Here is a 20726-nt window from a genome sequence, read left to right as displayed (position 1 = left end):
CCGTTAATGCCGCACGCAGTTAGACTTTGCCCTGTCTAATTGGCAATAAGTGCAGTACTGCGCCTATTTCCGGAATCGACGAGCGGTGACGAGCGGTACGGCGGGCCCGAGGGCGCGCGGTACGGCGAGCCGTGCAGACAGACCAGCGAAGACCGAGCGAAGACCAAGCGACAGACCGTCGGGCGCCGTGCCACACGGTCCGGGGCGGCCGGAGGAGTCACGTGGCAGGCAGCGACCGGGCGGACAAGTCCTCCCGCGAGGAGACCCTGCTGCGGGCCTCCCTCAGCGCGATCGCGCCGGGCACGGCGCTGCGGGACGGCCTGGAGCGGGTCCTGCGCGCCAACACCGGCGGACTGGTGGTACTCGGCTTCGACAAGAGCGTCGAAGCCCTGAGCACGGGCGGGTTCGTGCTCGACGTCGAGTTCACCGCCACCCGCCTGCGCGAGCTGTGCAAGCTCGACGGCGCGGTGATCCTCGACAAGGACAGCACCAAGATCGTCCGGGCCGGCGTCCACCTGATGCCGGACGCCAACATCCCCACCGACGAGACCGGCACCCGCCACCGCACCGCGGAGCGCGTCAACCGCCAGACCGGCTACCCGGTGGTCGCCGTCTCGCACTCGATGCGGCTGATCGCGATGTACGTCAACGGCAGCCGCCGCGTGCTGGAGGACTCCACCACCGTGCTGTCCCGCGCCAACCAGGCGCTGGCCACGCTGGAGCGCTACAAGCTGCGCCTCGACGAGGTGGCCGGCACGCTCTCCGCGCTGGAGATCGAGGACCTGGTGACCGTGCGGGACGTCTCCGCGGTGGTCCAGCGGCTGGAGATGGTCCGCCTGATCGCGGCCGAGATCGCCGGCTACGTGCTCGAGCTCGGTACCGACGGCCGCCTGCTCTCGCTCCAGCTGGACGAGCTGATTGCGGGTGTCGAGCCGGAGCGCGAACTGGTCGCCCGGGACTACTTCCCCGAGCGCGCCGCCAAGAAGGGCCGCACCGTCACCGAGGTGCTGGCCGACCTGGAGGCGCTCACCCACGCCGAGCTGCTCGACCTGCAGACCGTGGCCAAGGCGCTCGGGTACACCGGCACGCCGGAGTCGCTGGACTCGGCCGTCTCGCCGCGCGGGTACCGCCTGCTGGCCAAGGTTCCCCGGCTGCCCAACACCGTCATCGAGCGGCTGGTCGAGCACTTCGGCGGCCTGCAGAAGCTGCTCGCGGCCAGCATCGACGACCTGCAGACGGTGGAGGGCGTCGGCGAGACCCGGGCGCGCTCCGTACGCGAGGGGCTGTCCCGGCTCGCAGAATCGTCCATCCTCGAGCGCTACGTCTGATCCGGCGGGCCGGACGGCTCGACGGTCGGCGGGCCGGGTAGCCGGCGGGCCGGGTGGGTGGCCGGAGGGCTGATGGGGCGCGGGCTCGACGACTGGATGGCCGGGCGGGGCTGCGGGCCCGGTGGGTTGCGCGGACCGGTGGGGCTGCGGGCCGGACGGCCGGTGGGTGTGAGTGGGGGCGCCCGGGTCGTGTGGGCCGCTCAGGTGGTCCGGCGGGTGGGGGTGCTGTCCCCGGCCGGACGGGCGGCGTAGAGCAGGGTGAACAGGGTGATGTCGACGGCGTCCTCGTCCGTGCAGTCACCCTCCTCCGCCAGTTCGTCCAGGATCCCGCCGAGCTGGTTCCGCAGCCGGACCAGCCGCTCGGGGCGGATCCGCATGCCGAAGTGGCTGAACTTCGAGTACCGGGGCGTCCCGTCCGGGGCGAAGATCGGCTCCAGCTCCTGGCTGAGGTACTTGCTCTGGAAGTCGGACCGGACCATGTCCATCGCGGCGAGGAGTGCGGCGAGTGCCTCCGGACGTTCCGAGCTGCCGGAGGCGAAGACCTCGGGTGACAGCCGGAGCCAGCGCTGGGCGGTCCGGTACCGGCTCTCGACGATGCCGGAGACGAGCCGGGTCTCGGCGACCATGATCAGGCCGGCCTGCTCCAGCTGCTTGATGTGCCGGTACAGCTTGGTCGGGGTGTCGCCGAGCTCCGTGGCGATCTCCTTGACGGAGAGCGCCCCGGGGTCGCGCTTGTAGAGGGCGTTCAGGATGGCCAACCGGACCGGGTCCGCCAGGGCCTTCAGGGTCTGGACGTCCTTGACCTCGCGCTCTTTCACCTGATCAGACACGTTGTCACCTTCTCAGAACGTCAACGCTTGCGCAATTATTCTCGCATCTGCAACCATTCACGCAAGCGTGAATGGTTGCAGATGCGTGAGCATCCACGATCGCGTGAGCATCTACGTTCGGGTGAAAGGCGGGGGCCATGAAGACGGACCAGGCACACGGGACGACGCCGACCGGGCCGAGGGGTGCGGGCGGCCCGCACGCCGCTCCTCCGGTACGGCCGATTGAGCGGAGGGAGGGACCGCAACAGTCCCCACCGGCCGACTCCCACCCCGCAGCCGCAGCCGCAGCCGCAGACCGCTGGGAAGCGCTCGCCGACCCGACGCACGCCCCCGCCGACCAACCATCCGCCCCCGCGGTGTCCGCACTCACGGCGTCCGCCCGTACGGTGTCCGCCGCCGCAGAGCCGTCGTCGACACCGCCGGCGCCCAACGCCGAGTCCGGGCCCAACCCCGAGCCCGGGTCGAAGGCCGCCTCCGGGTCCGGATCCGGGTCAGCGCCCGGGTCAGCGCCCGCCGCGCCCGTACCGCTGCGCCGTAACTGGCGCTTCCAGGTGCTCTGGGGCGGTGCGGCCTCCGCGATGCTCGGTACCTGCATCGCGGACACCGCGTACCCGCTTCTCCTGCTGGCGATGACCGGGTCGGCTTCGACGGCGGGGGCCTTCGGGGCGGTCCAGTTCACCGCCTCGCTGTTGCTCGGCATCCACGGCGGCGCGGTTGCCGACCGCTACGACCGCCGCCGGATCCTGCTGGTGGCCGACTCGGCGCGGTTGCTCGCGGCGCTGAGCATCCCGGTCGCGCTCCACCTGCATCGCCTGACGGTGGTGCACACCCTGCTGGTCGGTGCGGTGCTGGGGGCCACCATGGCGTACTCCGGCCCGGTCCGGATGCTGGTGCTCAGGGCGGTGGTGCCGCCGGAGCAGTTGCGGCAGGCGCTCGCGCAGGACGAGTTGCGGGTCGGTGGGGCGAGCCTGATCGGGCCGCCGCTGGCCGGCTTCCTGCTCGGACTCGGCCGGTCGGTCCCGTTCCTCGGCACCGTGGTGGCCTCGCTGCTCGCGCTGACCGCGGCGTGGAGCGTCCGCTTCGACAGCCGCCCGAAGCCGGATGCCGCCGGGACCGGCCGTTCCGGTGGGGCGCTGGACGGTCTGCGCCACCTGCTCGCCGACCAGCAGTTGCGGATGACCCTGCTGGTGCCGTTCCTGCTCAACCTGGCGGGGTCCGCGATGGTGCTGCCGGTCATGGTGCTGCTGCGCGACGGGGGGACGTCGAGCGGCGGGATCGGGTTCGCGATCGCCGGTGAGGCGGTGGGCGGGCTGCTCGGCGCGCTGCTGGTGCGGCGGCTGCACGGGCTGATGGGGCCGGGGCGGTTGCTGCTCTCGGTTGCCTGGGTGTCCGTGCCGCTCTTCATCGTCCCCGCCGTGCTGGGCGGGCCGGTGGCGGTGTTCGGGACGCTCGCCGCGATCATGCTCGGGGTGCCGTCGCTACGGGTGATGGTCGACGTGCTGATCTTCCAGCAGGTTCCCGAGGAGCTGCGCGGCCGGGTGATCGCGGCCACCATGACGGTCTTCATGCTCGGCATCCCGGCCGGGACCTTCGGGTCCGGTGTGCTGCTCGACCACCTCGCGCCCGGCGCCACGCTGTACCTGTTCGCCGCTCTGCTGGCCGTCGCGCTGGTGGCGCCCACCTGCAGCCGCGCCCTGCGCGCGGCGCAGTGGCCCGCCTGACGGGGCACCGAGCTGCCCCGACCCGGGGATCGGGGCACCGGGCTGCCCGACCCGGGGATCGGGTACCAGGACCCCGAGCCGGCGCCGCCCGGCCATCAGTTATCCGAACGAGCCGTCCTCGCGGGCGGTGAAGCATTCGCAGCCGTCGTACTCGAAGCGCACCCGTCCGTCGAGCGGTGACCTCGGGTTGGTGCAGGCTCCGTAGTCGCGTCCGAACTCGCCGGTGAGCGCGACCCAGAACCGGCATCCCCCGCACTGGGTGTCGTACCACTCGTCCCGGTAGTCCGCGTCGCCGGTCGACCGGTTGAACGACGCTCTCCAGCGCGTATGGCACGCGGCGTTGTGGCGTCCGTCGTCACCCGTCCAAGGCCCATCGGACATCAGCATCGACCCCCCGTCGGCTTGGCCACTGCCGGAAGCGCACCGCCTCGGCCCTCCCGATCACCGGCGATCCTCTCACCGCCCGAAGGGCCCACCGACTGCAGGGGTGAGTGCCGTCCGGTGCGGCACCGGAAGGTCCACGTGCTCGAAGGCCCGTCAGGCCGTACCGGCGCCGGAGTCCGCGCCCCGGGGCGGGGTGGTCGGGGTGGCTGCGGTCCAACTGCCCAGGAGCCGGAGGGCGGTGTCGTCCGGGGTGCCGGCGTCGGCGGCGAGGACGACCAAGGCCTGGCCCTCGTCGCCGGGTAGGGCCACGGTCTCGTAGTGCAGTTCGAACTCGCCGACCAGGCGGTGCCTGAAGCGCTTGGTGCCGTACGTCTTGTCCCGGACCTGGCGTTCGGCCCAGAGTGCGGGGAACTCGTCGCAACCGGCTTCGAGTTCGGCGATCAGGGCGGCGAAGCGCGGGAGGTCACCGAACCGGCCGGCCGTGAACCGCAGGTAGCCGACGGTCTGCCGGGCGACCTGTTCCCACTCCGGGTACAGCTCGCGTGCCACCGGATCGAGCAGGATGTGCCGGGCCAGGTTGAGCCGCCCACCGGGCAGGCCGGAGGCCGGAGGTGACGGGGTGGTCCGGCCAGCCGGGCCAGCCGGGCCAGCCGGGTCGGTCGGGTCGTTCTGGTCGGGCGACTCGGCCGCGTTCATGATGATCGCGACGGCGAGGTGGTTGGCGGCCAGGACCTCCATGTCCGGGCTCATCACGTACGCCGGTACCGCCCCCACCGCGTCGAGCAGCCTGAGCAGGCCGGGCCGCACCCGCGGTGCGACGCCGTACGGCCCGGTGCCCGAACGGGGTTGGCCGGCCGGGCGGGCCGGGGGCCGGGCGAGGTCGTAGAGGTGGGTGCGCTCGGTACGGTCCAGCCGCAGGACCCGGGCCAGGGCGTCGAGTACGGCCTCGGACGGGTTGGCCGCCCGGCCCTGCTCCAGACGCATGTAGTAGACGGCGCTGACCCCGGCGAGGGCGGCCACCTCTTCCCGGCGCAACCCCGGTACGCGGCGCGGGCCGTACTCGGGCAGGCCGACGTCCTCCGGTGTCAGCCGGGCCCGCCGGGAGCGCAGGAACGAGCCGAGCTCGTGGGTGCTGTCCATGTCGGTCAAGTATGAGCAGGCCGGGCCCCGGATGGCAGGGCCTCCGACTGTCCCTGTCAGTACCACCCACCCGGCCCCGGGTGGTACTGGCAGGGGAATGGCCGGCCGCCGGGCGGAGGACGAAGGTGGTTCCCGGTGCAGGGCCGGGTGCAAGGCCCGGTGTGGACCGCCGGCGTCGTCCGAGCGCGGCTCGGCAGTCCGGCGGCCTGCACCGCCGTCTGTCCGTCCGTGCGTCCGGCTGCCCCTGGCCGGGCGGGGTTCGAAGTGCGTTGAGGTTCAGGAGTGTTGGCGATGCGTGCAGTGGTGTTCTCGCGGTTCGGTGATGAGAGCGTGTTGGAGTCGGCCGAGTTGCCGGTGCCTCGTCCGGCGCAGGGTGAGGTGCTGGTGCAGGTCCGTGCCGCCGGGGTCAACCCGGTGGACTGGAAGGCCCGTGAGGGCTGGGTGGGCACCGGACGGCCGTTCCCGCTGGGCCTCGGCTGGGACGTGGCGGGCGTGGTCGTCGACTCCGCTGCGCCGGAGGGCCCGGCGGTCGGGGACGAGGTGTACGGCATGCTGCCGCTCCCGTACGGCTCGGCCTACCAGGAGTTCACCACCGTTCCGGCGGCCGCGCTGGCGCCGAAGCCCGCGGGGCTGACCTTCGAGCAGGCGGCGGCCGTGCCGCTGGCGGCGCTGACCGCCTGGCAGGCGCTGGACGCGGCGGGGGTGAAGGGCGGCGAGCGGGTCCTGGTCCAGGGTGGTGCCGGCGGGGTCGGCCACTTCGCCGTTCAGCTGGCCAAGGCGCGCGGGGCCCGGGTGCTGGCCACGGCCTCCGGCCGCAACCTCGAATTCCTGCGCGATCTGGGCGTGGACGAGGCGATCGACCACACCGGAGGTGACCTCGCCGCGATCGACCCGGTCGACGTGGTGATCGACGCCGTGGGCGGGCGGGTCCAGCGGGACTCCTGGGGGCTGTTGCGGGCCGGCGGGACGCTGATCACGCTGCCCGAACCGCTCGACGAGACCCACCGTCGGCCCGGCATCGACGCGCGCCGGGTGGTGGTGTCCCCGGACGGCGCGGCGCTGTCCCGCATCGGCGAGCTGATCGCGGCCGGGGCGGTCCGGGTGGAGGTCCAGCAGGTGCTGTCGCTCGACCGGGCGGCCGACGCGCACCGGATCAGCGCGGGCGGCCGGGTCCGCGGCAAGCTCGTCCTCACCATCTGAACGGCGGGGGCTCCGGGCGGCCGGCGGCTGTCAGCGACAGCGACCCGGTAGCCCGGTTCGCGCCCTGCACCCGGGGACGGGCACGGGGCCGACCGTCAGGAGGCGTCCAGGCGGATCGAGGTACGGGCCACCAAGGGGCCGCCGGCCGGACCGGTCAGGTCGGCCTGGACCCGGTAGGTGTCCGGGGTGGCCGCCCCGCCGTCGGTGGAGGCGCACTGCGGCTTGCTGCGGCTGCGGTCCCAGCTGAAGGTCTCGGTCAGGCCGCTGCCCGAGGACACCTGCACCCAGGTGCTCTGACGGTCTGTCGGGCAGTCGCCGGACGACCAGAACCGCTCGCCACTGCTGGCCGTCACGGTGATGGTCGAGGCGGCCCGGCCGAGGTCGACGCGGCAGTTCGGACCGGAGGTGTTGCGGACGGTCAGGGTGACCCGCGGCTTGTCCTTCGGCTGGTACGAGGGCTGCGCGCTGGCCAGTTCCAGGGTGATCTGCGAGGCGGTGCAGACCGGCAGGGCGAGCACCTCGGCGGTGTTTACCTGCGGTCCGCCGGTGCCACCAGCGCCACCGGCGCCGCCCGTACCGGAACCGCCGCTGCCGGTACCCGTGCCGCCCGTACCGCCTGCGCTGCCGCCCGAACCGGCACCCGCGCCCGCGCCCGTGGTGCCCGCGCCGCCCGTACCGGTGGTGTCCCCGCTGCCGGTGCCGCCGCCGGTCAGGCTCACGTCGCCGCCGCTGCCGCCGGAGACGCTGCCGGAGCCGGTGCCACCGGCGCCGCCGGTACCGGAACCGCCGCTGCCGCCCGGGCGGCCGGTGTTGGCGGAACCCGTCGGTGAGGCGCCGGGCGTGATCGACTGAGCGGGCGCCGGGTGTGCGTTGTGGGCGGGCTGCTTGCCGCCGTCCGAGCCGGAGGTCAGCCAGAAGATCAGTGCGAGGACACCGATCAGCGCGGCGAAGACGACAAGTCGCCGCCGCCAGTAGATCGACGCCGGCAGCGGTCCCACGGGTTGACGCAGAGAGGGCACGGGCAAACTCTACGAGACTGTGTGCACCCGTTGACGCATCAACACTGCACCGGGGTCACTTCCTTCACATGATCCGCCATTTGCTCCGGTCGGGGGAACGGATCCGTACGGCAACGCCGGGTACGCCCGGGCGGGCCGAGGAGGGCAGAAGGGACTCAAGGAGAGTCGCGGACGGCCGAGGAGGGCCGAGGAGGGCCGAGTTGGTTCGGCGGGGCGGCCCGCGAGGGGCCGGAAGCCGCCGCCGAAAGGGGGCGGACGGCGCCCGGGTGCTGGTCCTATAGTCGGCCCCATGGCCACGGACCCACGCCCCGCACTCGATCCGGCCCGCATGATCGCCGAAGCGCGCCGGGCGTTCTTCGTGATGTTCGCCTTCCTGGCTGTCATCTGGCTGCTACAACTGGCCAACTGGGCCGACGACAACCAGCTCGCACGCGACTACGCGATCGTCCCGCGCGAGACCGACCGGCTGCCCGACATCTTCACCGCGCAGTTCCTCCACCTCAACTGGCAGCACATCGAGGCCAACTCCGGCCCGCTCTTCGTCTTCGGCTTCCTCGCCGCGTACCGGGGAGTGAAGAAGTTCCTCGGACTGACCGTGCTGATCGTGCTGACCGGCGGCGCGATGATCTGGTTCTTCGAGCGTGATCACGTCTACACCGTCGGCGCCAGCGGGCTGGTGTACGGCTACTTCGGGTACGTCGTGCTGCGCGGGGTGTTCGACCGCAACCTGATCGACAGCCTGATCGGCCTCGTGATGGGCGCCTCCTTCGCGTACCTCCTCCTCAACGCGGTACCCTGTACCCCCGGGGTCAGCTGGCTGGGCCATCTCGGCGGCCTGCTCGGCGGGTTGGCCGGCGCGTGGATCTTCCGCGACCGTGTCCTTGTCCGTGACCGCGCCCGCCGCGCGGCCACGGTGTCACCGGCGGACCCGACGGCCACGGCCGCAGCCACCGTCACCGCTCCCGGTACGACGACGCCCGGGACCGGCGCCGGTGCACCGGCCCAGGCTGCCCCCAGCCCCCGCGCCGCCCTGCTCAAGGAACTGGACGACCTCGGCCTCTGACCCCGGACGCGCTTGCCCCCCGGACGCGCTCGCGCCCCGGTGGCCGAGCGCCCCCGTAGCCGGGCACCCGAGCGACCCCAGCGCCCGAGGGGCCGAGCGCCCCGGCGCCCCCGGCGACCCCGGCGCCCGAGCGAGCACCGTCCGGTTCGGCGCCCCGCCCGGCCGTGGGAGGATCGAAGGGCCATGGTTGCCATCACCGCCGTCATCCCGGCCCCGCTGCTCCACACCACCGTCATCGACTGGTACGAGGCCAACGCCCGCGACCTGCCCTGGCGGACCCCGGACGCCTCACCGTGGGCCGTCATGGTCAGCGAGTTCATGCTCCAGCAGACTCCGGTCAAGCGGGTGCTCCCCGCCTACGCGGCCTGGCTGGAACGCTGGCCCACCCCTGCCGACCTGGCCGCGGACGCACCCGGCGAGGCCGTCCGGATGTGGGGGCGCCTCGGCTACCCGCGCCGGGCGCTGCGGCTGCACGCCGCCGCGGTGGCGATCACCGAACAGCACGGCGGCCGCGTGCCGCAGGACCACTCCGCGCTGCTGGCCCTGCCCGGGGTGGGCGAGTACACGGCCGCTGCGGTGGCCTCCTTCGCCTTCCGGCAGCGGCATGCGGTGCTGGACACCAACGTGCGCCGGGTGTTCGCCCGCGCGGTGACCGGGGTCGAGTACCCGGCGCAGGCGACCACGGCCGCCGAACGCCGGACCGCCACCGAACTGCTGCCGCACACCGCCGAGACCGCCGCCACCTGGGCCGTCGCAGTCATGGAACTCGGCGCACTGGTCTGCACCGCCAGAAGCCCGGAGTGCACCGAGTGCCCGTTGCTCAGGCAGTGCGCATGGCAGCGGGCCGGCCGCCCGCCGTACGAGGGCCCGGCCCGGCGCGGGCAGACGTACGAGGGCACCGACCGGCAGGTGCGCGGCAAGCTGCTGGCCGTGCTCCGCGAGGCGCACGGCGAGGTGCCGCAGGCGCGGCTGGACGCGGTGTGGCCCGAACCCGTGCAGCGGGCCCGGGCCTTGGACGGATTGGTCGCGGACGGGCTGGTGGAGCCGGTGGCCCCCGGTATCTACCGACTGCCGGTCTGACCACCGTCCGACCCCGGCCCCGCCGGCCCCGCCGGGCTCCGGGCCGACCAGCATCCGGGTCGAGCCGATTCCGGCCTCTCCGGCCCTGACCCTGAGCGGACCCCGACTCCGCCCGACGCCTGAACGTCCCGCCCGACGCCCGAAGGGCCCGCCCGGAGATCCGGACGGGCCCTTCGGGCGTTGAACGGGACCGGCTCGGTGCTCAGGTACCCGCGCGAGACGGTGCGCGGGTACCGCCGCCGGCAGTGGTCGGACTGCGTGGTCAGACCGCCTCGAGCTGCGCCTCGGGCTTCTGCCCGGCGCCGCGCAGCGGGATCTCCCGCAGGAAGATCGCCGCGGCGACGGCGATCAGGCTGACCACGGCACCCCAGAGGAACACGGTGTGCATGCCGTTGGAGACGGCGTGGTGCGCCAGGTCCTGGACGGCGGCCGGAGCCGACTTCAGGGTGGCCGGGTCGAGCGCCTGCTGCCCGCTGTCGGCGGCAGCGCCGCCACCCGCGCCCTGGCCGGCCTGGCCGGACTTGGCGGCCGCCTCGGTCAGGGTGTCCTTGACCCGGTTGTTGAACAGGGCGCCGAACAGGGCCACGCCGAAGGAGCCGCCGATGGTGCGGAACAGGGTCGCGGAGGAGCTCGCGACGCCCATGTCCTTGAGCTCCACGCTGTTCTGGGCGACCAGCATGGTGATCTGCATCAGGAAGCCCATGCCGGCGCCGAGCACCACCATGTAGCAGGAGGAGGCGAACCGGCCGGTGTCGGTGCCGAGGGTGGAGAGCAGCAGCGAGCCACCCGCCATCACGGCCGTTCCGATGATCGGGTAGATCCGGTACTTGCCGGTCTTGGAGACGGCCTGGCCGACCACCAGCGAGACGGCGAGCATGCCGAACATCATCGGCATCAGCAGCAGGCCGGAGTTGGTCGCCGAGGCGCCCTGCACGATCTGCTGGTACAGCGGCAGGTAGGCGACCGCACCGAACATCGCGAAGCCGACGATGAAGCCGATGATCGAGACCATCGTGAAGTTGCGGATCTTGAACAGGGCGAGCGGGATCACCGGCTCCTCGGCGCGCTGCTCGACGTAGCAGAAGCCGATCAGCGAGGCGGCGCCGAGCGCGGCGAGGCCCAGGATCTGCTTCGAGCCCCAGTCGTACTGCTGGCCGCCCCAGGTGGTGATCAGGACCATCGAGGTGATGCCCGCGGTGAGCAGCAGCGCACCCAGGTAGTCGATCTTCGCCTTGGAGCGCATCTTCGGCAGGTGCAGGGTGAGCACGATGAAGGCCAGCGCCACCGCGCCGAGCGGCAGGTTGACGTAGAACGTCCAGCGCCAGCTCAGGTGGTCGGTGAGGAACCCGCCGATCAGCGGGCCGCCGACGGTGGCGAGGGCCATGACGGCGGCGAACATGCCCTGGTACTTGCCGCGGTCACGCGGCGGGACCAGCGCACCCATGATCGACATCACGCCGACCATCAGACCGCCGGCGCCGAGGCCCTGGAGGGCGCGGAAGGCGATCAGCTGGGTCATCGAGTCGGACACGCCGCACAGCGCCGAGCCGACCAGGAAGATCACGATCGACGTGAGGAAGGTGCCCTTGCGGCCGTAGAGGTCGCCGAGCTTGCCCCAGATCGGGGTGGAGACGGCGGTCGCCAGGGTGTACGCGGTGACCACCCAGGCGAGGTGCTCCGAGCCGCCGAGCTCGCCGACGATGGTCGGCATCGCCGTTCCGATGATCAGGTTGTCGAGCATCGCCAGCAGCATGGCGATCACCAGGCCGATCATCACCACGCGGATCTCGCGTGCCGACTTCGGCGCGGGCTCGGTCGCCCCCGCGGCCGGCGGTTGGTCCGCCGCGGCCTCGACCTGCTGTTGTGACATGGTGTGACTCCCGGAAACGTGGCTGGGCCGCGTCTCCCGCGGCTCACTTACTTGACGACCGGCTAGTGAATCGTCGGCTCGCACGGTAAGTTGTTCCCCAGCCGGGCGTCAAGCCAGTTTCGGCGCGAACCCCGTGGGCAGGGAGAATGCACCACGAGGCCGCCCGAACACCGGAGCGAGCCGCCCACCACCGCCGTCACGAGGCAGGCCGCCAGTCATGAGCACGACCCAGAGCCCCCGCAGCGACACCCGTGCGCGGATCCTCGACGTGGCGTTGGAGCTCTTCGCGGCACAGGGGTACGAGAAGACCTCGCTGCGGGAGATCGCGGACCGCCTCGGCGTCACGAAGGCCGCGCTCTACTACCACTTCAAGACCAAGGACGACATCGTCCGCGGCATCGTCCGGAGCATGGCGGCGCCGATCGACGAGGCCATCGCCTTCGGCGAGGGCAAGCCGTGGTCGCCGGAGCTGCGGGACGAGCTGGTCCGCAGGTTCGCCGCCGGGATGGTCGAGCGGGCGCCGCTGCTGCGGTTCTTCCACGAGAACCAGCCCGCCCTCCGGGAGTCGGAGGCCGGGCTGGAGTTCAAGGAGCGGATGGTCGCGATGATCCGGCTGGTGCACGGCCCGGACGCCACCTTCCACGACCGGCTGCGCGCCACCATGGCGCTGTTCTCGATCAACTCGGCGCTGTTCCTGCTCAAGCAGGACGACGGCGAGCAGTGCGGTCCGGGCGGCTCCGGCCACCCCCGCGCCGGGACGCTGGAGGAGGCCATGGCGGCGGCCCTGGAGGTCGCCCTGGAGATCTCCGGGCGGATCGAGCCGACCGGGCCGGGCGAGCCGATCCCGGCCCAGGGCTGACTGCTCCGACCCCGGCCCGGGGCTGACCCCTCCGGGGGCCGCCCCTGACCCCGCCCGCTACGGGGCTCAGGCCCCGGCGGCACCGTGCGAGCGCAGGTACTGGACCGGGTCGATCACGGCGCCGTACTTGTTGGCGGTGCGGATCTCGAAGTGCAGGTGCGGGCCGGTGGAGTTGCCGGTGTTGCCGGACAGGCCGATCTGCTGGCCCGCGGACACCTTCTGGCCGGCGTGCACGCCGAGCTTGGACATGTGGGCGTACTGGGCGAACTTGCCGTCCGCGAGCTTCAGCACGATCTCGTTGCCGTACGCGCCGTCGAGCTTGGCCGAGACGACGGTGGCGTTGCCGACCGCCAGCAGCGGGGTGCCGACCTTCACGGCGTAGTCCTCGCCGGTGTGGTACCCGGCGGCGTAGGAGTGGTTGATCTTGCCGAACGGGTTGCTGTGCGCGCCGCTCGCCACCGGGACGGACCACTCGGGAGCCGGAGCCGGAGCCGGAGCGGGCGCCGGGGCCGGGGCCGGGGCCGCCTCCGGGGCGGGAGCTGCGGCGGGCGCCTCGGCAGCCGGGGCCTCGGCGGGGGGCGCCTCGGCGGGGGCAGCGGGGGCGGCCGGGGCGGCCTCCGGGGCCGGGGTGGCGTCGAGGTTGCTCGCCACCGCCACGGCGGCCTGGGAGGAGGCCGACTTCGGCACCTTGTAGGCGGCCGGGGCGGAGATCTGGACGACCGCGGCCGGGTCGGCCGGTGCGGCGGCCGCGGTGAACGCCGAGCTGCCCGGGGTGGTCGGGTGCACGGTCATGGCGTGTGCGGAGCCCGCCGGGATCAGCATCGCGCTGACGGCCAGTACGGCGGCGCCGCCCCACGCCACGCTTGCGCGGCGGTCCTGCAGCCGGCCGAGCACCGCGCCGCCGTTCAGTCCGTTCAGGCCCTTGAGGCCGTCGAGGCCCTTGATGCCGTTCAGGGACTGGATGGCGGGGATACCGCGCTGGGCCGCGGCGGACCCGACGGCGGTGAGCAGCTTGCGGCCGGTGCGGGGGAAGGAAAGCATCGGTGACGTACCTCGCGGTCGGGGGGAGCAGCACGCGGCAGGGCCGGGTCGGCCCGGCGTACCGGTGGGGACCACTCAGGTGTAACCGTCACCCTGAGCAGCCCCAAACGGTGTGACGTACTACGGCCGCTAGTGAGCGGGGCGCTCCGACGGCGCTCCGGCGGCCCTCCGGGCGGGCGACGATCTTCGGCGCGGGCCGCCGGGCCGGGGGCCCGATCGTTCCGCGGGCGGGGCGGCGGGAAGCTGCGGTCACCGGCCGGTCGCGCTCCGCACGACCTACTACCCGCCCTCGTACCGAGGTGACAGGCTGTGACCAGTACCACCGGCGGGGCCCCGCCAAACCACCTCAAATCAGAGAATCTCGGCCGATCTCGCCCGCCCTCGGCGGTTCACCCACCCGCTCGCGCGCCCGCTCACGCGCCCACTCACCCGCCCGCTCGCGCGCCCCGCCCCCGCTCGTCGCGGGCAAGGGGCCTGCGTCACAGCGGCCCGGGCGGCAGCGGATCGGCGATGATCGGGGCATGAGCGCAGCTGCCCGCCCGCCCGGTGACGTCCCCCCGCCCACCGACCCCGCCCGCAGGTTCGCGGCCCTGCGCGGGTGCGACCGGATCCTGTCCGGGGCCCGGCCGCGGACCATCCGGGAGCGGCTGGCCGCACTGGCCGCCCTGTCCGGCGGCGGGGAGGGCCCGGCGGGCGCGGAGGAGCTGTACGACCTGGACGAGGCCGTGGACTTCTACGGCAGCGGCATCGTACGGGCCCTGGAGGGGCGGGTGGCGGGCCTGCTCGGACTGGCGGACGCCGTCTACTTCCCGACCGGCACGATGGCCCAGCAGGCGGCCCTGCAGTACTGGGCGGACGGCGAGGGCCGGACGGTCGCCATGCACCCGCTGGCCCACCCCGAGGTGCACGAGCAGCGCGCGTACTCGGTGCTGAGCGGGCTGCGGACGGTCTGGCCGACCCGGGCGCCGCGGCTGCCCACCCCGGCGGAGCTGCGGGCGCTCGGCGAGCCCTTCACCACGCTGATGCTCGAACTGCCGCTGCGGGACGCCGGGTTCGTGCTGCCCAGCTGGCCGGAGCTGACCGCGCTGGTCGAGGCGGCCCGGGAGCTGGGCGCGTACGTCCACCTGGACGGCGCCCGGCTCTGGGAGACGGGGCCGCACTTCGGCCGGACGCTGCCGGAGATCGCCGCGCTCGCCAACTCGGTCTACGTCTCCTGCTACAAGACGCTCGGTGCGACCAGTGGCGCGCTGGTGGCGGGCGACGAGGAGTTCGCGCGGGGCGTGCGGGTCTGGCGGCACCGGTACGGGGGCCGGCTGTTCCAGCAGTGGCCCGCGGTGCTCACCGCGCTGTCCGGGCTGGACACCGAACTGCCGCGGCTGGACGCCTACGTGGCCAACGCCAAGGAGGTGGCCGCGGCGCTGGCGGCGACGCCCGGGGGCCGGGTCAACCCGGATCCGCCGCACACCCACCAGTTCCAGTTCTGGCTGCCGTACCCGGCGCACGCGCTGAACCGGGCCAACATCCGGCTCGCCGAGCTGCAGGGGGTCGGCCTGTTCGGCGGCTGGGACGAGCCGGGGGTGCTGCCGGGCTTCTCGATGACCGAGATCACGGCCTCCGCGGCCGCGCTGGACTGGACGCCCAGGGAGATCACCGAGGCGGTCGCCCTCTTCCTGGAACTCGCCCAGGTCTAGGGCCGGTCCCGGGGGCCGGTCCCACCGTTCGCCCGGAACGCACCGCGGCCCCGGCGGGGGGAACCCGCCGGGGCCGCAGCTGTTCACTGCATCAGCATCAGCTGACCCGAGGTCACTTCACCGGGTGGACCCGGATGATGGTCTCCAGGTTGTTCCAGCTCTGCCACAGCACGTCGATCCGGGTGTGGGTGTCCGGAACCTGGACGCTGCTGAACGGCGTAGCAGGGTCGTAGTACTTGGTGGTGTGGTCGTTGAAGGAGCTGACGGCCTTCGACGACGGGATCTTCGTGAGCACGTCGGCCTTGTCGAGCTTCAGGCCGTCGGTGCGCTCGAAGCCGAAGGTGGAGTCGTAGCCCTGCAGGCGCGGACGCATGTAGGTGCCGTCGGCCCACTTCAGCGGGGCCGGGTGCGAGTCGATCGGGAGGATCAGACCCTGGCCCGGGTGGTTGGTGACGTTGTTGTCGGACTGCGACTCGTCCCACAGCCAGATCAGAACACCGTTCTGGTTGGCGTAGTGCTCGACCATGTTCGGCTTGGCGGCCGAACCGAAGACGTACGGGCCGGTCTTCAGCATGGTGTCGTACGAGACGTACTGACGGTTCTCCACCAGGTAGTGCTGGGCGTAGTCCTTGGAGAACTTGCCCGTGATGCGGGAGAAGCCGGCCGCGGTCCAGCCGTTGTCGCCGTTCTCGGCACCGTCGGTGAAGACGGCCGCGTTGTCGGCGGTGACCTTCACGTCGTCGATCGCGAGGCCCTTGAGGTGGACACCGCCGTCGGTGACGTTGTGGAAGCGGAACTGGATGCTCTTGCCCGCGTAGGCGTCGAGCGGGAAGACCAGGTCGCCCCAGGTGTTGTTGGTGGTGCCGTTGATCGCCGGGTGGTTCGCACCGTCGACCGGCAGCGCCGCGCCGTTGAAGGTACCGGCGACGGCGGTCCAGTTCTTGCCGCCGTCGGTGGAGACCTCGCCGTAGGCGTAGTCGTAGTCGGTCTCGAGCTCGTACCAGGCCTTGGCCGACAGGCTGGCCGAGGTCTTGCCGGTGAGGTCGATGGTGCGGGTCAGCGAGACGTTCAGGTCGTCCGCGCTACCGCTCCACCACTCGTTGCCGCCCGCGAACGGGGTGTTGATCTCGGTGGTGACGGTCTTCTTCGGCAGGTCCATCACGATGGCCTGCGGCCGCTTCGTGTTGTACTCCACCGGGCCGAGCCAGTGCAGCGAGTCCTTGCCGGCCTGGGCCTTGTCGAACTTCAGCCAGCCGAGCTGCAGCTTGCTCCAGACGTCGAGGTCGGCGGGCTTGTCGCCGATCTCGTTCTTGCCGGTGCCGAGCCAGGAACCGGACGACATCAGCGACCAGAAGCCGACCGAGTTGTCGTTGCCGGAGCCGGAGGTGTCGTAGAGGTCCGGCAGACCGAGGTCGTGGCCGTACTCGTGCGCGAAGACACCGAGGCCGCCGTTCTCGGGCTGCATGGTGTAGTCGCCGACCCAGATGCCGGAGGTGCCGACCGGGGTGCCGCCGAGCTTGTTGTTGTCCGGGCCGGCCTGGCCGGACAGCGCGCCGTAGACGTACGAGCGGTGGGCCCACAGGGCGTTGGTGCCCTGGGCGCCGCCGCCGGCCGACTGGTCCTCACCGGCGTGCACGATCTGGAAGTGGTCGATGTAACCGTCGGGCTCGTTGAAGTTGCCGTCGTGGTCGTAGTCGTACCGGTCCCACTGGTCGTAGCCGGCGATCGTGGCCTTGATCTGCGCGTCCGTCTGGCCCTTGGCCTTCTGGTCGGCGACCCAGGCGTTGATGCCGTCGCGGATCAGGTCCTGCGCGTTGTTGCAGACGTGCTGGCCGCAGTAGTCCGAGCCGTAACGGGCCTCGTTCCACGGCACCTTGACCCAGTCGGTGACCTGGCCGTCGACCGAGTACCGGCCCGAGGACTGACGCTCGTAGAAGGTCTTCAGCGAGTCGCCGGTCTTCGAGAAGTACAGGTCCTGGTAGTGCTGCTGGTTGTAATCAGCCTGCCAGGCGGTCGAGTTGTTGGTCGCCCGGTCCGGCGCGGCGATCTGGTTGTGCGCCGGGCCGGGGGTGCCGCCGTACTTGACGGTGCCGTCGGGCAGCTTGGTGGTGTTGTCCACCTGGTCGCTGAAGTCGACGAGGATGGTGAAAATCTTGTCCGTGCGCTCGCGACCGAGCTCCACGTACTTGTCACGGCCCAGCTTGATGCTGGTGCCACCGCCGTGCGACTCGATGGTGGCGGTGCCGTTGACCAGCTGGTCGACGGCCGCCTTCTGCTCGGCCTCGACCTTCCCGGAGAGCGGGCCGGGAAGCGAGTCGTCGAGCTTGGTGCTCAGGGCTGCGTCGGCCGGGTCACGGGGGACAGCGTTCGGGGCGGCGACGGCCGTTCCCGGGAGCATCCCCGCGCCGAGCGCGGCGACGGCCGCGACGGCAGCGGCGGCCGCGGCGGCCTTCCTGGATATCTTCAACGTGGTGACGTCCTCCCCTTACCGGCACAGCTCTTGGCCAGCCGGTGAACCAATGAAAGACAGGTGGACGACATTTGATCCAAGAGCTAGTAAAAAAGAAAGACCTTGACCATGGCATGGCCACGCCGCTATCCTCCCGGCCGCCCGGATCAGCTGATAGTCAGTCAAATCGGTTGCTAAGCCCCGCCGTCAGGGCCCCGTTCGTATCCGTAGGACCGCCCGGATCGTGCTCCAAGGGTGAAAAGTCTGGATTTTCACAGCAATTGGATCCGTAAACAGTTTTGCAACTGAAAACGCCGCGGCCCCGACACTGGGTCGGGGCCGCGGCGCTATTCGGTCGAGGTTACTACTTGGTGAGATCCGGACCCGCGGTGCTCACCGCGGCCGGGGTGTCGGCCACCGCCGACTTCTCCTCGCCGCGGAAGGTGAACTTGGCCTCCTTGCCCTCACCCTCCGTGCCGACCACCACGATCTGACCGGCCCGCAGCTCACCGAAGAGGATCTTCTCGGAGAGGTGGTCCTCGATCTCGCGCTGGATGGTCCGGCGCAGCGGACGGGCACCGAGCAGCGGGTCGTAGCCGCGCTTGGCGAGCAGCTTCTTGGCCTCGACGCTGAGCTCCAGGCCCATGTCGCGGTCCTTCAGCCGGCCGTCCACCTTGTCGATCATCAGGTCGACGATCTGGATGATGTCTTCCTCGGACAGCTGGTGGAAGACCACGATGTCGTCGACACGGTTCAGGAACTCGGGCCGGAAGTGCTGCTTGAGCTCCTCGCTGACCTTGGCCTTCATCCGCTCGTACCCGGTCTGGGCGTCACCCGTGGCCGCGAAGCCGAGGTTGAAGCCCTTGGAGATGTCCCGGGTGCCGAGGTTGGTGGTCATGATGATGACCGTGTTCTTGAAGTCGACCACCCGGCCCTGGGAGTCGGTCAGGCGACCGTCCTCCAGGATCTGCAGCAGCGAGTTGAAGATGTCCGGGTGCGCCTTCTCGACCTCGTCGAACAGCACCACCGAGAACGGCTTGCGGCGGACCTTCTCGGTCAGCTGGCCGCCCTCCTCGTAGCCCACGTAGCCGGGCGGGGAGCCGAACAGCCGGGAGACCGTGTGCTTCTCGGAGAACTCGGACATGTCGAGCGCGATCAGCGCGTCCTCGTCGCCGAACAGGAACTCCGCCAGCGTCTTGGACAGCTCGGTCTTACCGACACCGGACGGGCCGGCGAAGATGAACGAGCCACCGGGGCGCTTCGGGTCCTTGAGGCCCGCCCGGGTGCGCCGGATGGCCTGCGAGAGCGCCTTGATGGCGTCCTTCTGGCCGATGACGCGCTTGTGCAGCTCGTCCTCCATGCGCAGCAGCCGGGAGGACTCCTCCTCGGTGAGCTTGAAGACCGGGATGCCGGTGGCCGTCGCCAGCACCTCGGCGATCAGCTCCTCGTCCACCTCGGCGACGACGTCCATGTCGCCGGCCTTCCACTCCTTCTCCCGCTTGGCCTTGGCCTGCAGGAGCTGCTTCTCGTTGTCGCGCAGGGACGCGGCCTTCTCGAAGTCCTGCGCGTCGATCGCGCTCTCCTTCTCGCGGCGCACGTCGGCGATCTTCTCGTCGAACTCGCGGAGGTCCGGCGGCGCGGTCATCCGGCGGATGCGCATCCGGGAGCCGGCCTCGTCGATCAGGTCGATCGCCTTGTCCGGCAGGAAGCGGTCCGAGATGTACCGGTCGGCCAGGGTCGCGGCGGCCACCAGCGCGGCGTCCGTGATGGACACCCGGTGGTGCGCCTCGTAGCGGTCCCGCAGGCCCTTGAGGATCTCGATGGTGTGCGGCAGAGACGGCTCCGCGACCTGGATCGGCTGGAAGCGGCGCTCCAGCGCGGCGTCCTTCTCCAGGTGCTTGCGGTACTCGTCGAGCGTGGTGGCACCGATGGTCTGGAGCTCACCGCGGGCCAGCATCGGCTTGAGGATCGACGCGGCGTCGATCGCGCCCTCGGCGGCGCCCGCGCCGACCAGGGTGTGCAGCTCGTCGATGAACAGGATGATGTCGCCGCGGGTGCGGATCTCCTTGAGCACCTTCTTCAGGCGCTCCTCGAAGTCACCGCGGTACCGCGAACCGGCCACCAGGGCGCCCAGGTCCAGCGTGTACAGCTGCTTGTCCTTGAGCGTCTCCGGGACCTCGCCCTTGACGATCGCCTGGGCCAGGCCCTCGACGACGGCGGTCTTGCCGACGCCGGGCTCACCGATCAGCACGGGGTTGTTCTTGGTGCGGCGGGACAGCACCTGCATGACCCGCTCGATCTCCTTCTCGCGCCCGATCACCGGGTCGAGCTTGGCCTCGCGGGCGGCCTGGGTGAGGTTGCGCCCGAACTGGTCGAGGACCAGCGAGGTGGAGGGGGTGCCCTCGGCGGGGCCGCCGGCCGGGGCCGACTCCTTGCTGCCCTGGTAACCCGAGAGCAGCTGGATGACCTGCTGGCGCACCCGGTTGAGGTCGGCGCCCAGCTTCACCAGGACCTGGGCGGCGACGCCCTCGCCCTCGCGGATCAGGCCGAGCAGGATGTGCTCGGTGCCGATGTAGTTGTGGCCGAGCTGGAGGGCCTCGCGGAGCGACAGCTCCAGGACCTTCTTCGCCCGGGGGGTGAAGGGAATGTGACCGGACGGTGCCTGCTGGCCCTGCCCGATGATCTCCTCGACCTGCTGGCGGACCGCCTCGAGCGAGATCCCGAGGCTCTCCAGCGCCTTGGCGGCGACACCCTCGCCCTCGTGGATCAGGCCCAGGAGAATGTGCTCGGTGCCGATGTAGTTGTGGTTGAGCATCCGGGCTTCTTCCTGAGCCAGGACGACAACCCGCCGCGCGCGGTCGGTGAACCTCTCGAACATCGTTAATCGCTCCTCAGAGCGGTCGGTCAGTTCGGGGTCCGTCCCCGCCCTGTCCTTCCGCATGCTAGTCCCGCTCAGCGGCGCGGCCATGGGCCTCTCCCGCCCGTCGCCGGACGAGAAGAGTCAACCCCACTCGCGTGGGGAATCATGCAGCGCGACCAGCCGACACCAGT

At 71.6% G+C, this 20726-nt stretch carries 15 protein-coding genes; 7 read left to right on the top strand and 8 right to left on the bottom strand.

Going from position 1 to position 20726, the window contains the following annotated elements:
• Nucleotides 1-269: 269 nt before the first annotated feature.
• Entirely contained in the window at nucleotides 270-1328 is a 1059-nt protein-coding gene (gene disA / locus AC2TEW_RS28680) for a DNA integrity scanning diadenylate cyclase DisA (RefSeq protein ID WP_033819993.1), read from the top strand.
• Between the two features lie 200 nt (nucleotides 1329-1528).
• On the opposite strand, the gene AC2TEW_RS28675 is transcribed toward disA, so the two are convergent.
• Entirely contained in the window at nucleotides 1529-2158 is a 630-nt protein-coding gene (locus tag AC2TEW_RS28675) for an ArsR/SmtB family transcription factor (RefSeq protein ID WP_484626260.1), read from the bottom strand.
• A gap of 356 nt (nucleotides 2159-2514) precedes the next feature.
• Here AC2TEW_RS28675 and AC2TEW_RS28670 point away from each other — a divergent pair, with 356 nt between their 5' ends.
• Nucleotides 2515-3879 carry an MFS transporter gene (locus AC2TEW_RS28670; protein WP_484626259.1) on the top strand — a complete coding sequence of 455 codons (1365 nt, stop codon included), beginning with the start codon at nucleotides 2515-2517 and terminating at the stop codon, nucleotides 3877-3879.
• 99 nt (nucleotides 3880-3978) lie between these two features.
• Here the strand turns inward: AC2TEW_RS28670 and AC2TEW_RS28665 are convergent, their stop codons facing one another.
• Together AC2TEW_RS28665 and AC2TEW_RS28660 are read right to left on the bottom strand one after the other, a co-directional pair.
• A complete protein-coding gene (locus tag AC2TEW_RS28665; protein WP_484626258.1) occupies nucleotides 3979-4260 on the bottom strand; it encodes a DUF3027 domain-containing protein in 282 nt (93 codons plus the stop codon).
• Between the two features lie 156 nt (nucleotides 4261-4416).
• Nucleotides 4417-5403 carry a helix-turn-helix transcriptional regulator gene (locus AC2TEW_RS28660; protein ID WP_484626257.1) on the bottom strand — a complete coding sequence of 329 codons (987 nt, stop codon included), beginning with the start codon at nucleotides 5401-5403 and terminating at the stop codon, nucleotides 4417-4419.
• 291 nt (nucleotides 5404-5694) lie between these two features.
• Here AC2TEW_RS28660 and AC2TEW_RS28655 point away from each other — a divergent pair, with 291 nt between their 5' ends.
• Nucleotides 5695-6603: an NADP-dependent oxidoreductase gene (locus AC2TEW_RS28655; protein WP_484626256.1), complete on the top strand. Its 909-nt coding sequence runs from the start codon at nucleotides 5695-5697 to the stop codon at nucleotides 6601-6603.
• 95 nt (nucleotides 6604-6698) lie between these two features.
• Here the strand turns inward: AC2TEW_RS28655 and AC2TEW_RS28650 are convergent, their stop codons facing one another.
• Nucleotides 6699-7622: a hypothetical protein gene (locus tag AC2TEW_RS28650; protein ID WP_484626255.1), complete on the bottom strand. Its 924-nt coding sequence runs from the start codon at nucleotides 7620-7622 to the stop codon at nucleotides 6699-6701.
• 289 nt (nucleotides 7623-7911) lie between these two features.
• Between AC2TEW_RS28650 and AC2TEW_RS28645 the strand changes: the two genes are divergently transcribed.
• Together AC2TEW_RS28645 and AC2TEW_RS28640 are read left to right on the top strand one after the other, a co-directional pair.
• Nucleotides 7912-8685 (top strand): rhomboid family intramembrane serine protease, encoded by a 774-nt coding sequence (locus AC2TEW_RS28645; protein ID WP_484626254.1) that lies wholly within the window; start codon nucleotides 7912-7914, stop codon nucleotides 8683-8685.
• A gap of 183 nt (nucleotides 8686-8868) precedes the next feature.
• Nucleotides 8869-9765, top strand: a complete 897-nt coding sequence (locus tag AC2TEW_RS28640) for an HhH-GPD family protein (RefSeq protein ID WP_484626253.1) — start codon at nucleotides 8869-8871, stop codon at nucleotides 9763-9765.
• A gap of 262 nt (nucleotides 9766-10027) precedes the next feature.
• Here AC2TEW_RS28640 and AC2TEW_RS28635 read toward each other — a convergent pair whose 3' ends face one another.
• Nucleotides 10028-11635 carry an MDR family MFS transporter gene (locus AC2TEW_RS28635; protein ID WP_484626252.1) on the bottom strand — a complete coding sequence of 536 codons (1608 nt, stop codon included), beginning with the start codon at nucleotides 11633-11635 and terminating at the stop codon, nucleotides 10028-10030.
• Between the two features lie 217 nt (nucleotides 11636-11852).
• Between AC2TEW_RS28635 and AC2TEW_RS28630 the strand changes: the two genes are divergently transcribed.
• Nucleotides 11853-12494 (top strand): TetR/AcrR family transcriptional regulator, encoded by a 642-nt coding sequence (locus AC2TEW_RS28630; protein WP_484626251.1) that lies wholly within the window; start codon nucleotides 11853-11855, stop codon nucleotides 12492-12494.
• Between the two features lie 66 nt (nucleotides 12495-12560).
• Here the strand turns inward: AC2TEW_RS28630 and AC2TEW_RS28625 are convergent, their stop codons facing one another.
• Complete coding sequence (locus tag AC2TEW_RS28625; protein ID WP_484626250.1) at nucleotides 12561-13535, bottom strand: M23 family metallopeptidase; 975 nt, start codon at nucleotides 13533-13535, stop codon at nucleotides 12561-12563.
• 521 nt (nucleotides 13536-14056) lie between these two features.
• Here AC2TEW_RS28625 and AC2TEW_RS28620 point away from each other — a divergent pair.
• On the top strand, nucleotides 14057-15226 hold the full coding sequence (locus AC2TEW_RS28620; protein ID WP_484626249.1) for a threonine aldolase family protein: 1170 nt from the start codon (nucleotides 14057-14059) through the stop codon (nucleotides 15224-15226).
• Nucleotides 15227-15338: 112 nt separating this feature from the next.
• Here AC2TEW_RS28620 and AC2TEW_RS28615 read toward each other — a convergent pair whose 3' ends face one another.
• Nucleotides 15339-17693, bottom strand: a complete 2355-nt coding sequence (locus AC2TEW_RS28615) for an immune inhibitor A domain-containing protein (RefSeq protein WP_484626248.1) — start codon at nucleotides 17691-17693, stop codon at nucleotides 15339-15341.
• Between the two features lie 346 nt (nucleotides 17694-18039).
• Nucleotides 18040-20553, bottom strand: a complete 2514-nt coding sequence (locus AC2TEW_RS28610) for an ATP-dependent Clp protease ATP-binding subunit (protein ID WP_033819982.1) — start codon at nucleotides 20551-20553, stop codon at nucleotides 18040-18042.
• Nucleotides 20554-20726 lie beyond the last annotated feature (173 nt).

The organism is Kitasatospora sp. NEAU-CNBT7 (assembly GCF_057220535.1).
This window is presented reverse-complemented; position numbering and strand designations above follow the sequence as displayed.